The following is a 14,142-nucleotide window of genomic DNA, read 5'->3' as shown; positions in this document are numbered from 1 at the left end:
TTACTGATTCAATTTACCTGTAAATACAGGGGGATTGACGATGTTGGGACCAAAGCAAGAGGCGCAAGGCGCGTTGTTTTATGAGTTCTCGGTTGACGATCATGTGCCTCAAGATCATCTGCTACGTTCGATTGATCGGTTTGTGGATCTGAGCAGTATCCGTCCACATCTTGCAGAATTCTACAGCCACACGGGCCGACCATCCATTGATCCAGAACTGCTGATCCGCATGCTGTTGGTTGGGTATTGCCTTGGTATCCGATTAGAGCGGCGGCTTTGTGAGGAGGTTCATCTGAACCTTGCTTACCGCTGGTTCTGCCGGTTTGATCTTACTGATCTTGTGCCCAACCACTCGACATTATCCAAAAACCGACATGGGCGTTTCCGTGACAGTGATCTTTTGCGCCACTTGTTTAAAACGGCTGTGGCGCGCTGCATTGCGGACGGTCTCGTGAGCGGCCAGCGCTTTGCGGCAGATGCCAGTTTGATCGAAGCTGACGCCAACAAACAAAACTCAACGCCGAAGGAAGATTGGGACACATCAGCAATTACGCCGCAGGATGCTCCGCGCGCTGTGCGTGAGTATCTCGATGTTCTGGACGATGCCGCTTTCGGCGCGGCCTCTGAGGTCGAGCCCAAGTTCACATCCCATTCCGATCCCGCCAGTCAGTGGACTGCAGCCCGTAAAGGGCCCGCTTTCTTTGCCTATTCGACCAATTACCTGATCGACACTGACCACAGCATTATCGTTGATGTCGAAGCCACAAGGTCGATCCGACAGGCAGAGGTAGGGTCCGTGCGTACCATGCTGGACCGCGTCAAAGTCAAATTCGACTTGCACCCCGAACGCATCATCGCGGACACCGCTTACGGCTCCGGCCCAATGCTGGGATGGCTGGTGGATCGCAAAATCGCCCCGCATATCCCTGTCATTGATAAAGCGGGCCGCACGGACGGGACCTTGAGCCGCGCAGACTTCGAATGGGTTCCGGAAAACGATCAATATGCTTGTCCAGAAGGCCAATCACTCAAGCAGTTCCGCCGCAACTATTCCGATCCCAACAGTGGCCCAACCAACACAGGTGTCGCCAAATACCGCGGTCTAAAACTGACCTGCCAGGCCTGCCCATCCAAAGCCAAGTGCTGCCCAAACACCGACTTCCGCGCCATCACCCGAGAAGAGCGCGAAGACGCCCGTCAAGTGGCACGCGATTTTGCCAAGACCAAACAATATGTGATCTCGATGCGGCTCAGAAAGAAGGTGGAAATGCTCTTCGCCCATCTCAAACGTATTCTCGGATTGGGCAGACTCCGATTACGCGGCCCGAACGGTGCTAAAGACGAATTCTTACTCGCTGCAACCGCCCAAAACCTCCGCAAACTCGCCAAGATCCTTCCTGCACCGCAGCAAATGCAAAAAGCCTGATAGGAAAGGCGCTTGCGCGATGAATTCGACAATGCTTTCTGCGACAGCAACATGGGGTTTTTCCACAGAATCGGGGGCGATCTCAACCGGTCGACGCAACACACTCTGCGAACTTCTCTGCTGGCGTTTGATATTGCAAGGTCTTGCGAGGGCGTTCGTTGAGTTGCCTTGCGATTGCACTGAGCTTTGCTTGGGAATGGACCGATAAGTCGGTACCGCGCGGCAAATACTGCCTCAAAAGCCGGTTGGTGTTTTCGTTTGATCCGCGTTGCCAAGGCGACTGTGGGTCGCAAAAGTAGACATCAACATCCGTGGCCAACGTAAAGCGCGGATGATCTGCCAGCTCTTTTCCGCGATCCCATGTCAGAGATTTGTAAAGCTCACGGGGCAGCTTCTGAGCCGACTTGATCAGCGCCGTGACGACACTCTCGGTGTCTTTGTTGGCGACTTTAACCAGCATCACGTACCGTGAATGCCGCTCAACGAGGGTTGCGATATAGCTGTTCTTGGATCCGCCAATCAAGTCGCCTTCCCAGTGGCCCGGAACGGCCCGATCTTCGACGGACGCAGGCCTTTCGCTGATAGATACAGCATTCTTAATCTGGCCATTCCCGTTGCGCTTCTGGCTGGCGTGTTTGGAGCGCCTGACAGTCCGTCTTGCGCGCAGATGCTCCAGGAGTTCCTTTTTAAGGACGCCTCGCGCCTGTATATAAAGGCTTCTGTAGATCGTTTCGTGTGACACCTGTTTGTGTGCCTCTCCTGGGAAAGCGCGTTTGAGCCAGCCCGCAACCTGCTCGGGAGACCACTTGCGCCGCAGCTTTGCTGATACTGCGCAGGCCAACTTCGGGTGACAAGCCAGCTTGCAAATCTTGGGACGCCGCGCGCGATCCCACGCCGCTTGATCAGACGCGATTGCACGATAACCTGCAAGGCCACCATTGCGCCGCACCTCTCGGCTGATCGTCGAGGGCGCACGTCGCAACTGATGCGCAATCGCACGCAAGGACTGCTCGGTGCTCAGCCCGCGGGATATTTCCTCGCGCTCAGAAAGGCTCAATGCAACGTGCCCGCGTCTGCGATCTGGTGGGCGTATCCCACCCGTTGGTGAGATCACGGAAAAGACTGAGGATGATTGGCGATCAAAAACGCGCCCAATCGACCTCATCGACTCGCCTCGCTGCCACCAATCCCAAATCTCAGCACGCGGTTCAGTTGAATAATAAATCCTACGACGATATTTCATGGCAAACACTCCATCTCTTCCTAAAGATTAAAGTGTTGCGTCGACCAGTTGAGGCCACCGCGGAAACCGGACATTCGCTGCGCTTGGTCCCAACTTCCGGTCGACGGACTTTTCTGCCGTTCAGTAGCATTTAACCAACGGCTGTTTACGTGATGCTTACCGCAGTCCTAGACGACTAAACGCCTAGTAAAACGGTCTCTGGCGCACATTTCTACCCACCAGAGATATTTTCTTAATGCGTGAACTTTTTGATTTCGCCGCTTTTGAGGCGCGAAGAATAGGACGCAAGTTCAGTACGAACCAACTTCATCAAGAAGTAGAGGCAGAAGATGTTCACAACTGCCATGGCAAAGATCGCAGCATCGGAGAAGTCGATGACAGGACCCAGCGACGCCGCAGCCCCGATTACGATGAACACACAGAAGATGACTTTAAATGTCAGTTCCGATGCTTTGCTTTCCCCAAACAAATAGGTCCAGCTTTTCAAGCCGTAGTAGGACCAAGAGATCATCGTCGAGAAGGCAAACAGCACAACCGCGATAGCCAAAACATACGGGAACCAACTGATGCTGGACCCGAAGGCCGCGGATGTGAGCGCAACGCCTGTGTTGCCGTCGACCGTGGCAATTGCAGACCCTGCTTCGTTCAACAGATAGTTACCAGTTGCCGGATCGACAATCAGCTGCTGTGAAATCACGATCACCAATGCGGTCATTGTGCAGATCACCACGGTATCGATCAGGGGCTCAAGCAATGAAACGAAGCCCTCTGTGATTGGCTCCTTGGTTTTCACCGCAGAGTGGGCAATCGCCGCAGACCCAACACCAGCCTCATTCGAAAATGCGGCCCGTTTGAATCCTTGGATCAAAGCCCCGACAAAACCGCCAGCAACGCCGAGCCCTGTAAAGGCTCCGTCGAAAATTTGGCCAAAAGCCCAGCCTATTTTGTCGTAGTTTACCAGCAGGATGATCAACGCCGCACCGACATACAGGATTCCCATAAATGGTACGACTTTTTCTGTTACGTTGGCGATGGATTTGATCCCGCCCACGATGACCGAGAATACAACAACTGCGAAAATGATCCCTGTGATCCAGCCTGGATATTCACCGACAATACCAGAAATCTGTGCATGCGCCTGATTGGCTTGGAACATATTACCGCCACCAAGAGCACCAAGAATACAAAAGACCGAGAAGAGAACCGCGAGGAATTTACCCCCCGGCAAACCCAATTCTTTGAAGCCCTTCGAGATGTAGTACATTGGGCCCCCGAAACAGTGCCATCGGGGTATTCGTTGCGATATTTCACGCCCAGCGTACATTCGGTGAATTTGGACGCCATGCCAAGTAGACCCGCAAGGATCATCCAGAACGTAGCCCCCGGCCCACCAATCCCAACGGCAACAGCAACTCCCGCGATATTTCCTAAGCCGACCGTTCCCGACAGAGCCGTGGCAAGCGCTTGGAAATGGCTAACCTCGCCCGCGTCATTGGGATCGGAATAATCGCCTTTAACCAGTTCGATAGAATGCTGAAGAAATCGAAATTGAACAAAACCGAAGTAGACGGTAAAAATAGAGGCGGCGATCACCAGCCACATCACGATCCACGGAAAGCTTGTTCCGGGGAAGGGTGCGAAAATTAGGCTCACGAATGGGCCGGTTACTTTTGCGAAGATTTGGTTGACCTTTTCGTCGATCCCCATAGATTCTTGTGCCATTATAGGACTGGCAGCGATGGTCAAGGCTATTGAGGCCAGCGAGATTTTTGATGTGATTTTCATAGTGTCCCCTATCCTACAACTGTGACAGGCACATCGGCGTGCATCACAAGGTTTTGTGTTGAGCTACCAAAAATACGCTTCGCGAACCCGTGTGATGAAGCGCGACCAACAATGATCTGCGTACCGCCGTTTTGAACGGTGAGTTTGTTCAAGGTTTCGGCAACATCCCCATGTCGCACGAGACCGCTGGCATTAAAGCCAGCCTCTTTTAGGGCCTTGACCGCAGGGTCAACAATCCGCGATGTAGCGAGCGCAATTTCTTCCTCACGGCGATTGTGCCGTTGCGCGTTTTCTTCCGCAGTTTGAAAGGTGAACGGCGACCATTCGATAACGTAAATGGCGAGCAGTTCGCAGTCATCCATTCTGGATGCCAAGTCTTTGGCAAATGCTAAAGCGCGGTCTCCCGTCTCTGCACCGTCAAGTCCAATAACAATCTTCGATTTCATTCCATCCTCCGTTTTTGCTGTTTTTACCAGTATGAGGATCTGATTGCCCTCTTAAGAGAAAGTCTGCCGTAAAAATGAGCAGAAAGCTTCTCTCATTTTCAGTATTCGTGATTTTCTAGAACAAGAGTATATTTAGTTATGCATCTTTCCGAAAGTTTTCAGGCATTTAGACCTAAAATTTGAAGACCCCCGGTATGTAGCGATTCAGGCAGGACAGTATCAAATAGACACAGAATGAGGTTTAAGCTTGAGGCTGTTGCGCTCCAAACTACCGTTTGCTTTGCGGTGGGCAACGGACATAAATGTCAGCAAGCAAACGTTCTTTTGCAACCTTACGGCCCACAACGTCCCAGGCGTCAGCGGTAAATGCGTCCTTGCTCATGGCTGAGATAAAGTGTGGTGATGGATAGCGCTCAAGGAATGCAAAGAACCAGTCGCTGCGCGAGCTGCGGTGAAAGCGGTCGGCTTCGGGTAAATACAGCGGCAGGTAATGTGTCAGCACTCGGTGCCACAGTTCTGTCTTTGACTTGGACACGTGTCATGGGTTTTAGACAGCTCTTGGATGTCGTTCGTTCCACACACCAGTGGGTCGTGATAAAACTGCTCATTCCCGATCTCCATCATGTGAAGGATGGCCTGAGCGTCCTTGGGGTCGTTCTTGTCCCAGCTGTTATGCAGAGCTTCCCGGGTACGCGCCAAAGCCCATGACGATACCAACTTCACCTCAAAGCCTGCGGTTGCGAGGTGATAAGCAAAGGCGCGGTGGTAATTACCAGTCGCCTCAAAAGCTGCGCGCACTGGACGGCCATAACTGGCCAATGATGTGATCAACCGCTGGAAGTCCTCCATTTGGTTGAGGACAGTCAAACGGCGGCGGCGCTTTTTGCCTAGAATGGCTATCAAAACTTCATGCCGTGCTTTGGCGATGTTGATGGCCACTAAAACTGCTGCATCTTGTGCAATAACAATCTCGGTCATAGTCGGTCTCCTTTGCAGTGTGGTTTGTTGCAAAAACTACTGTAGGGACCTGAGGCGAGGCTATGACCACCTCCTGCGCCATTTGGGGGCTGCGCAGGCGGTCATAGCCTCTCAACCAGCATCATTCCGAAGGTGTTACGGCATCCAGTTCGCTGAGCAGCCTCGCAACCGTAACAAAGCATATTCGCGGCAAATGCGCTTCGAAGCAAATGGGATCGAACACCGCCTGACCAAGCCAAACCATCCGTGGACCAATGGCCAAGTCGAGCGGATGAACCGAACGATTAAGGACACGACAGTAAAGGGATACCATTACGACAGCCATGATCCGCTGCGCACGCACCTCGCCGACTTCATGCACGCATACAACTTCGCTCGCAGGCTCAAGACACTCAGCGGTCTCACGCCCTACGAATACATCTGCAAAATCTGGACTGCAGAGCCAGATAGATGCATACTAAATCCGATCCACCAAATGCTGGGACCTAACACCTAAGGCGTTGCAAAGAGGCGGGGTCCATATACGTCCACACATGACAGTGCCCCTTGGGGCCATCTTATAAACCTTTAAACGTCAACCCCGCATAAAAAACAAACGAACTTTGGTTGTTCAAAGAGTCTAGAAGTGGAAAGGCAGCTGTCATCTCAAATCTATTATTGTTCTTAAAGTCGTAGTTCACACCTGCTCCCACAGAAGCAAGTGTCGTTTTTTCTGGGAACGTTGAATACACGGCGCCCAAGTCGGTGAATACGTAGCCATCTAGGAAACTTATGTTTAGGAAATTCTTTTGATGAAACTCTAAACTTCCGTAGTAACCTTTGTCTCCTGCGATACCATCGGACGGATACCCGCGCACAGTGAGTGGTCCACCGATTTGAAAGAGCAAATCACCTGGTAGGAGTTGCTGATCTGTCGATTGAAACGCAGCGGATGCGACAAGAGATCGATTTGATCCTAAGGTGTAATCTCCGTAAAAACTACCGGTAATAAGATTAATATCCCTTTCGAAATCAAAGATATTATTAGTACTGTCCGCGAAAACCGCCTGAATTTGCCCGCGGGAGGTACCTCGATCACCGTTGTACACAACAGTGAATCCCGGTGCTAACTTTATCGTATCTGTGTTCACAATGGGTACGCTTGCAGACCATGTTCGACTGTTGCCCTTAAAGGCCGACAAGTCCGCAAAAACACTCCAGCGTTCTGTAACGGTCAAAGCTTGTGTGAGCGTCAAGCTCGCCTATGTTGAAGACGTCCCAACTGCGACTGCAATCAAAGTATATTGAAACGGAATTTCACAAAAGATCGCGGTGGAGACCCTCATGTGATTGTCGTTAAAAGTTCGACATTTTGGACATTGTGTAACCCTATGTCAGCCCGTTGGCATTGAGGAAGCATCCGTGAACCCGGGTTCATTTTTGCAAGCGCCCAATGCCCAGGAAGCAGGATATTCCGATGTCAAAACTACTAACTCAACATACGTCAAAGAATACCAACTTGAATTGATACACTGCGCGGACTTCCGTTGGGTCAGATCGGAGCATTGCTCAGCATTACCGCAAGGCGGGTCCAAAAGGTTTCGTCGGAGTTGGGCGTGTGTCGGGGCCACGAATTGCCGCGAACGAGTTTAAAATCGACGGCATACCGGCCCTTGAAAAGTTAAAAGGTGGCGACCACCGTCATCTGGCAGACGATCAGGAACGATCTGAGTATTTCGTACCTGTGGAATGGACGCACACGGTACCCGAGGAGCAAGCGATTCAAGAAGTGGGCATGTTTGGAAACCAAAATACAGCCTGTAGACCGAAGACACCGAAGTGGCGCTCAACAGTCGACCGATTGAAAGAAAAGTTCGAAATTTCAGCATAAGAATCTGGTACGCAGAAAATACAAAACAGAAACTCAGTTCACGCTTCCCCTGCTAGCCCTCAAGGGATTATTGTACTCAATGTTTATCCGATGGCTCAGCAAGGGCGGGCAGGACAAAGTAAGGATTAACTTAGCCGCTGTCAGCGCCCTCACTCATGAGAAAAGTGACATTTTGTCATGAGTTTCCCCGCAGGGACCAGCCAATGAAACCTGAGGGCGCGTTAAGCCGCTGGTCGTTGTGATGCGCACAGCATCTCGGCGAAACTCGTCTGTGCATCTCGTAGCCATTCCTTGTCTCCTTCATGGCAAACATTGCCAGAAAGAGACTGGAACTAAACTGGGACAAGACCATTAACTCCGCTCTGACAATCTTTCATCAAGAAACGTCAATCGATCTTGGCCCCAAAAACGCTCGCCCTCGAACACATAGGTTGGTGTGCCGAATACGCCAGCGGCACTAGCTTCGGCGTGGCTTTGCTCCCAAAGGGCCTGTACCTCATCGCTTTCTTGCATCTCAAGCAAACGCGCGCCGTTCATGCCCTCTGTATTGGCCACATCTACGCGCACTGCTGCATCGAGGATATCGCGTTCCTCCGACCAAAGCGCGCGCAGCAGCGCATGGCTCAAGCGTAGAGCGTTCCACCCGAGCGTATCTGCGGCGATGACCATGCGGGCCGAGAATTCTGGGTTGGCGGGATAATGCGCGGGTCGCAGAGCCAGCGGAATATTCAAACGTTTGCGCCAGCGATCAAGCTCTAGTTCGTGATATTCCTGACGTGCATCAGGGCGGCTCCGCAGAGGAATCCCGCCGTTTTCCTCCAAAATAGTCGTAGGACGCAAATGCACCTTAAGATCATGTTTTTTAATAAGTCTGTGTAACTCTGGACCACCCAAATACGCCCAAGGCGAGGATAGCGAATGGAAATAGACGATTTCTTTGGTCATGGGAAAAATAGCTCCTGAGTTGCATTGATCTTGGTCGCACGCATTGCGTCCTGTTGTTTTGAGTCATGGAGATGGCACGCGACGGTCCGGCCCGGCACAGGTTCCACCGTTTCTGGAGCTTGAGTTTTGCAAAGGTCGGTTGCGAAGGGGCATCTCGGGTGAAAATGGCATCCAGTGGGGGGGACGCCGCTGAAGGAATTTCTCCACTCAGGCGGACAAGGGCTTTGCGCGCCGAAGGATCGGGAATGGGCGACGCCGCCCGCAGAGAATGCGTATAGGGATGGAGAGGCAGATCAAACGCTTCCCCAACTGGGCCGCTTTCCACGACCCGTCCCAGATACATCACAGCCAACCGTTTGCAAAACGTGCGCACAACACCCAGATCATGTGAGATGAACAAAAACGCTACGCCGCGACGTTCCATCAACTCCTTCATCAGTTTGAGAACTTGCGCTTGAATGGATACATCAAGCGCACTGACGGCCTCATCCGCAACGATCAAATCAGGATCAAGCGCCAACGCACGGGCAATCGCGATCCTTTGCCGCTGGCCACCGGAAAACTCATGCGGGTAGCGATCTGCAGTTTCGGTTGGCAAGCCCACTTCTTCGAGAAGGGCGGCCACCACTTGATCCACAGCCTCGCCCGTTGCACGGCCATGCACCCGAATAGGTTCGGCCAACGCCGCGCCAACTTTTTGCTTGGGATTCAGCGAGGAATAGGGATCTTGAAAGATCATCTGCATGCGTGGCCGCAACGCGCGCAATTGCGAGGGCCGAAGATCCGCCAGATCAACTCCGTCCATCGTGATCGTGCCCGCATCGGGTTTTATCAGATGCAACACCGCCCGCCCGACCGTAGATTTTCCGCAGCCAGATTCGCCGACAACGCCAAAAGCCTCGCCCGCATTCACGTGAAACGACACCCCATCCACCGCGCGCACAGTGACAGGTTTGCCGCCAAAAGCGCCGACGCGGGTATGAAAATGTTTCACCAGATTGGTGACGGTTAGAATACTCATGATGTGCCCCCCGCTCGCACCCAGCAAGCTGCGGCATGGCCTTCTGTCACCATCTGCAATTCTGGGTCTTCCACTTTGCAGCGCTCCGTACTTAAGGCGCATCTCGGCGCAAACCTGCATCCGGCGGGCATTTTATCCAATGCGGGAACAGCTCCCGGGATGGAATAAATCTCGCCTATATCTCGATCAGGGCGCGGAATAGATTTGAGGAGGCCCTCTGTATAGGGGTGGATCGGGTTCGCGAATATCTTCTCGACCGGCCCCGTTTCGACGATGGCCCCCGCATACATGACCGCCACGCGATCCGCGATAGCGGCAACAACCCCCATGGAATGCGTGATCAGCAACAGCCCCATGCCTTTTTGATGGCGCAGGTCTTCCAGAAGCCCCAGGACTTGGGCTTGGATAGTCACATCGAGCGCCGTGGTCGGCTCGTCCGCAAAAAGCACAGCGGGCTCGCACGCAAGGGCCATGGCAATCATCACCCGTTGCCGCATTCCCCCCGAAAACTGATGCGGGTATTCCAATGCACGGCTCTTTGCCGAGGGGATGCCCACCTGCTCAAGCAGGCGCACAGCTTCGGCCATCGCCTCTGCACGGGCCATACCGCGGTGTTGAATCAGGGGTTCTGCAACCTGAAAACCAACTTGCAAAACGGGGTTAAGCGCGGTCATAGGCTCTTGAAAAATCATTGCCATGCGATCGCCGCGCAGTTTCTGCATTTCGGTGGCGTCTGCGGTGAGGGTTTTCCCATCTAACACGACGTCGCCCTCAATGCGCGAACCAACCTCAGGCAATAACCGCATGATCGACATGACCGTCACAGATTTACCTGACCCGCTTTCGCCAACGATGGCCAAAGTTTCGTCGCGGGCCAAATCAAACGAGAGGTTGCGCACCGCGGGATGCCATTCCCCATTGATGTAAAAACTGGTGGTCAGATTGCGTACAGAGAGGGCCGCGTCGCTCATTCCATATCCTTCATTTGCTTGAGGCGAGGATCAAGCGCATCGCGCAACCCGTCGCCGATCAGATTGAGAGACAACACCGCCAGCAAGATACACAGACCCGGAAAGATCGACATCCATGGCGCTTGGAAAATTTGCTCAAACCCTTCACGGATCATACCGCCCCATGTCGGTGTCGGCGGCCGCACGCCAAGACCCAAAAAGGCAAATCCCGCCTCGATCATGATGGCATTGGCCGTCCAGAGCGACGCCATCACCAGAACTTCCGTCAGAATGTTAGGGATTATGTGACACACGATGATCCTAAGGTCCGAGAACCCCATGGCGCGACAGGCCTCGATATAAGCGCGCTCCTTAACCGCAAGTGTCGGTGCCCGTGCAATCCGCGCGAATTTCGGGATGAGGGTGAAGGTGATCGCAATAATAACATTGGTCAGTGACGGGCCAAGAAGCGCCACAATAACGATGCCCGTGATAAGGGTCGGGAAGGATAGTAAAACGTCCATCGAGCGCATAACTAGCGCATCAACCCAACGCCCGTAATATCCCGCCAGCACCCCCAGAACGCTGCCGATTGTCATCCCGAAAAACACCGAGACCACGCCCACAGTCAAAGAGATACGCGCCCCATACAGGGCCCGCGAAAACATATCGCGCCCGAAGGTATCGGTTCCGAAAAGATGCTCCATTGAGGGTGGCAGCTTGCGGTTCATGATGCTTTGATCAATCGGACCATATGGCGCGATGATCGGTGCGAAAATCGCCAAAAGGCAGAGCGTCACAAAGAGAATGCCTCCGACCCAAGACAGTTTGTTGCGGCTGAAACTGCGGGTTAAATCGGCTGTTGCGGTGCTTAAAGTGCTCATGACATTGCTCCCTTTACGCTCGGCCAATACGGGGATCGATAATCGAATAGGTCAAATCCGTCAGAATATTGGTCACGATAACGATTGCGGCATAGGCCACGAGTAACCCCTGAACCATGGGATAGTCCCTGTTGTCCAACGACCCGATGATCAAAGACCCAAGGCCAGGGCGCGTGAAAACCGTTTCGATAAGGACCGAATTGCCGATAATCAGCGCAAAATACAGGCCAATCACGGTCACCACGGGGATCAGCGCATTGCGCAACGCGTGGCGATACAGGACCGTGCGTTCGGTCAGGCCTTTTGCACGGGCCGTGCGGATATAATCGTCGCCCATCACATCCAGCAAAGACGAGCGGCTGGCGCGCGTAATCATCGCGATCAGCCCGAGTGAACCTGCCGTCGCGGGGAGGACAAGGCCGCGCAGTTTCTCAAGGAATGATCCGTCCAAGGAGGAACTCATCACAGGAAACCACGGCAGCCAGACGGCAAAGATTAGGATGAGCATGATCCCAGCATAAAATACGGGAAAGGAGAACCCGATCAACGAAAAGACGCGGGTCGCGTAATCGATGAACCGGTTGCGATGCAAGGCCGAGGCGATGCCCAATGGAATACCAATCACCGTCCCGATGACGATCGATGACACAGTCAGCGAAAGTGTGTACGGCAGCACGCGGAGTAATTCGGAAAGGACGCTTCGACCATACACCAGCGAAGAGCCGAGGTCGCCATGCAATAGCCCCCCAGAAAGTCCAGATATTGACGCCAGATCGGCATGTTCAATCCCAGCTTTTCCCGCAGCGCCGCGATGGATGCATCCGTCGCGGTATCCCCAAGAATGGCCAAGGCGGGGTCGCCCGGCAAGGTGCGGATTGCAAAGAAAATAACGGTTAGGACCGCCAGCAAAGTTGGGATTGCCGACAATATCCGCTTTAGGATGTAGAGCGGGGCGCGATAACGCCCCGCCCACTCTGTCAATGCGGTGCTTTTACTCACTGAAGTAAGTCGCTTCTGTGATAGGGGGGCCTAAGTTTAGCGTCCCTGTCAACTCATAGCCAAGGTTCAACGATTTTCGTTTGGCCCAAACTTGTTCCAACTCAAACAGGGGCACCACGCAAAGCTCTTTCATGATCTTTTGCTGTGCTTCTTCCCATGCTTTTAGCTGCACCTCGGAGTCCGCGGCAACACGGGCGGCCGCGATTTCTTCATCGGCGACATCGCAGTGCGAGAAGTTGGTCTGCCCAGTCGGCGTGCCGACGATTGAAGTGGATGCATAAAACGGCGAAAGGAAAGAATCCGCCTCGGGGAAAGGTGCCGCGCCATAAATAACCATCGGGCTTTCGTCCTGACGGATCAACGCGTGCCATGCACGGTGGTCCACAAAATCGACCTCCAGATTAATGCCAGCACGGCGCATCTGCTCCATGATCAACTCAAACGGTAGCTTCAATGAGGCGATCTGGGTTGTTGGAACCGTTAACGTCAAGCCGTCTGGGTATCCCGCATCCGTTAGCAGCTGTTTTGCCTTATCCAGATCGAATTCGTATTGTTCGACGTCAACACTCTGACCCAAAAATCCGCTTGGGACGGGAGAGAACAATTGTTTCGTGATGTCTTGGCCGATCAACGCCTGAAACTCGTCGCGGTTGATGGCATGGGCAATCGCTTGGCGCACACGAATGTCGTCAAGGGGGGCGACGGTTTTGTTGAGGTGGAGCATCCGAGACTGGCTGGGGCTAAAAATCAGCACATCTAGATCATCACTATATTGTTCTGATACCCGCTCGACCCAATCTTGCTCTCGTCGCCCGTAGAAAAGATCGATCTCACCTGCGGCAAACGCGAGTTCTCGCGCATTGTCTGACGGGATATACCGATAGTCGATTTTCTGAATTTTTGGAGCGCCACGGAAATAGTCTGTATTCGCGATCAAAGTGGTGCGAACCTTCGGCGTATAGCTTTCAAACTGGAACGGACCCGTGCCAACCATCGGCGCTTTCAGATCGTCGCCAAGCTCTTCGACAGCCTTCTTTGAAATGATAAACCCGCCCGCAGGGTTGGCCAGCATACCGACAAATGTTGGGACGCGTTCGCTCAGGGTGATGGTGATAGTGTGGTCGTCAACCCTGTCGATTTTCTCAATCGCCGCAAAGGACGAAGCGAAGGCTGATGTTTCTGGATTACGCGCCCGATCAAGCGAGAAGATCACATCATCTGCGGTCAACTTGCCAAAACCACCGTGGAAATCCACATCATCCCGCAACTTCACAGTCCAGACGAGGCCACTGTCATCACCTTCAATCGAGGTCGCGAGGTCGAGTTCAATTTTTGTGGGGTCCATGGAACCCGGAGGGAAGCGTGTTAGGCTGTTGAAGACATAGCCAAACAGCGCGCGATCCTGCCCACCGCCGGAAAGATGCGGGTCAAGCTGGTTTGCGTCGGCCCCAAAGGCGCCGATATTAATCTGATCTTGCGCCAGAGCGCCGCTTGCAAGAGCCATGCTGACGGCAAGCGCGCTGACCCCCATTTTGAACTGTAAAAACTTCATTGTGTTTCTCCTTTTGAGGCAAGGCCTTTCAGCCCATTCCTAG

Annotated in this window: 10 protein-coding genes and 5 pseudogenes; 2 read left to right on the top strand and 13 right to left on the bottom strand. The window is 53.2% G+C overall.

The features are described 5' to 3' along the window. The first annotated feature begins 40 nt into the window (after positions 1–40). Positions 41–1,426, top strand: coding sequence for an IS1182 family transposase (locus RC74_RS11830; RefSeq protein ID WP_039002951.1), 1,386 nt, complete (start codon positions 41–43; stop codon positions 1,424–1,426). Between the two features lie 82 nt (positions 1,427–1,508). Here RC74_RS11830 and RC74_RS11825 read toward each other — a convergent pair whose 3' ends face one another. The 4 genes and pseudogenes from RC74_RS11825 to RC74_RS11810 all read right to left on the bottom strand — a co-directional run. Continuing rightward, positions 1,509–2,669, bottom strand: a complete 1,161-nt coding sequence (locus RC74_RS11825) for an IS30 family transposase (RefSeq protein WP_062628233.1) — start codon at positions 2,667–2,669, stop codon at positions 1,509–1,511. Between the two features lie 232 nt (positions 2,670–2,901). Continuing rightward, positions 2,902–4,454, bottom strand: a pseudogene (locus RC74_RS11820) (alanine/glycine:cation symporter family protein). Between the two features lie 8 nt (positions 4,455–4,462). Then, a complete protein-coding gene (locus RC74_RS11815; RefSeq protein WP_039000382.1) occupies positions 4,463–4,900 on the bottom strand; it encodes a universal stress protein in 438 nt (145 codons plus the stop codon). A gap of 298 nt (positions 4,901–5,198) precedes the next feature. Beyond that, a pseudogene (locus RC74_RS11810) lies at positions 5,199–5,878 on the bottom strand (IS110 family transposase); the annotation flags it as partial. A gap of 139 nt (positions 5,879–6,017) precedes the next feature. On the opposite strand from RC74_RS11810, the pseudogene RC74_RS11805 reads away from it, so the two are divergent. Beyond that, a pseudogene (locus RC74_RS11805) lies at positions 6,018–6,374 on the top strand (integrase core domain-containing protein); the annotation flags it as partial. 61 nt (positions 6,375–6,435) lie between these two features. On the opposite strand, the gene RC74_RS11800 reads toward RC74_RS11805, so the two are convergent. The 9 genes and pseudogenes from RC74_RS11800 to RC74_RS11765 form a co-directional block, all read right to left on the bottom strand. Continuing rightward, entirely contained in the window at positions 6,436–7,113 is a 678-nt protein-coding gene (locus RC74_RS11800; RefSeq protein WP_039001109.1) for a ShlB/FhaC/HecB family hemolysin secretion/activation protein, read from the bottom strand. A gap of 986 nt (positions 7,114–8,099) precedes the next feature. Next, on the bottom strand, positions 8,100–8,693 hold the full coding sequence (locus RC74_RS11790) for a 2-hydroxychromene-2-carboxylate isomerase (protein ID WP_039001111.1): 594 nt from the start codon (positions 8,691–8,693) through the stop codon (positions 8,100–8,102). Then, positions 8,690–8,821, bottom strand: a pseudogene (locus tag RC74_RS23015) (hypothetical protein); the annotation flags it as partial. The gene RC74_RS11790 and the pseudogene RC74_RS23015, both read right to left, overlap by 4 nt. 410 nt (positions 8,822–9,231) lie before the next feature. Further along, positions 9,232–9,714, bottom strand: a pseudogene (locus RC74_RS23010) (ATP-binding cassette domain-containing protein); the annotation flags it as partial. Beyond that, the gene (locus RC74_RS11780; protein WP_039001112.1) at positions 9,711–10,685 is read right to left on the bottom strand and encodes an ABC transporter ATP-binding protein; all 975 of its coding nucleotides are present in this window, start codon (positions 10,683–10,685) and stop codon (positions 9,711–9,713) included. The pseudogene RC74_RS23010 and the gene RC74_RS11780, both read right to left, overlap by 4 nt. Then, positions 10,682–11,548 (bottom strand): ABC transporter permease, encoded by an 867-nt coding sequence (locus tag RC74_RS11775; protein ID WP_039001113.1) that lies wholly within the window; start codon positions 11,546–11,548, stop codon positions 10,682–10,684. The genes RC74_RS11780 and RC74_RS11775 overlap by 4 nt, the downstream gene beginning before the upstream one ends. A gap of 13 nt (positions 11,549–11,561) precedes the next feature. After that, positions 11,562–12,224, bottom strand: a complete 663-nt coding sequence (locus tag RC74_RS11770) for an ABC transporter permease (RefSeq protein WP_236939917.1) — start codon at positions 12,222–12,224, stop codon at positions 11,562–11,564. After that, entirely contained in the window at positions 12,200–12,547 is a 348-nt protein-coding gene (locus tag RC74_RS23005) for an ABC transporter permease family protein (RefSeq protein WP_236939916.1), read from the bottom strand. Before RC74_RS23005 ends, RC74_RS11770 begins: the two co-directional genes overlap by 25 nt. Next, positions 12,540–14,099 carry an ABC transporter substrate-binding protein gene (locus RC74_RS11765; protein WP_039001114.1) on the bottom strand — a complete coding sequence of 520 codons (1,560 nt, stop codon included), beginning with the start codon at positions 14,097–14,099 and terminating at the stop codon, positions 12,540–12,542. The genes RC74_RS23005 and RC74_RS11765 overlap by 8 nt, the downstream gene beginning before the upstream one ends. Positions 14,100–14,142 lie beyond the last annotated feature (43 nt).

Origin of the sequence: Falsihalocynthiibacter arcticus (assembly GCF_000812665.2) — a bacterium.
Taxonomy (GTDB): Bacteria; Pseudomonadota; Alphaproteobacteria; order Rhodobacterales; family Rhodobacteraceae; genus Falsihalocynthiibacter; species Falsihalocynthiibacter arcticus.
Note: the sequence above shows the minus strand (reverse complement) of the source record. Positions and strands in the feature narration are given on the sequence as shown.

Bases quoted from the DNA above. Each gene is read 5' to 3' on its own strand.
- RC74_RS11830 (WP_039002951.1), top strand. From the start codon at position 41: ATGTTGGGACCAAAGCAAGAGGCGCAAGGCGCGTTGTTTTATGAGTTC.
- RC74_RS11825 (WP_062628233.1), bottom strand. From the start codon at position 2,669: ATGAAATATCGTCGTAGGATTTATTATTCAACTGAACCGCGTGCTGAG.
- RC74_RS11815 (WP_039000382.1), bottom strand. From the start codon at position 4,900: ATGAAATCGAAGATTGTTATTGGACTTGACGGTGCAGAGACGGGAGAC.
- RC74_RS11790 (WP_039001111.1), bottom strand. From the start codon at position 8,693: ATGACCAAAGAAATCGTCTATTTCCATTCGCTATCCTCGCCTTGGGCG.
- RC74_RS11780 (WP_039001112.1), bottom strand. From the start codon at position 10,685: ATGAGCGACGCGGCCCTCTCTGTACGCAATCTGACCACCAGTTTTTAC.
- RC74_RS11775 (WP_039001113.1), bottom strand. From the start codon at position 11,548: ATGAGCACTTTAAGCACCGCAACAGCCGATTTAACCCGCAGTTTCAGC.
- RC74_RS11765 (WP_039001114.1), bottom strand. From the start codon at position 14,099: ATGAAGTTTTTACAGTTCAAAATGGGGGTCAGCGCGCTTGCCGTCAGC.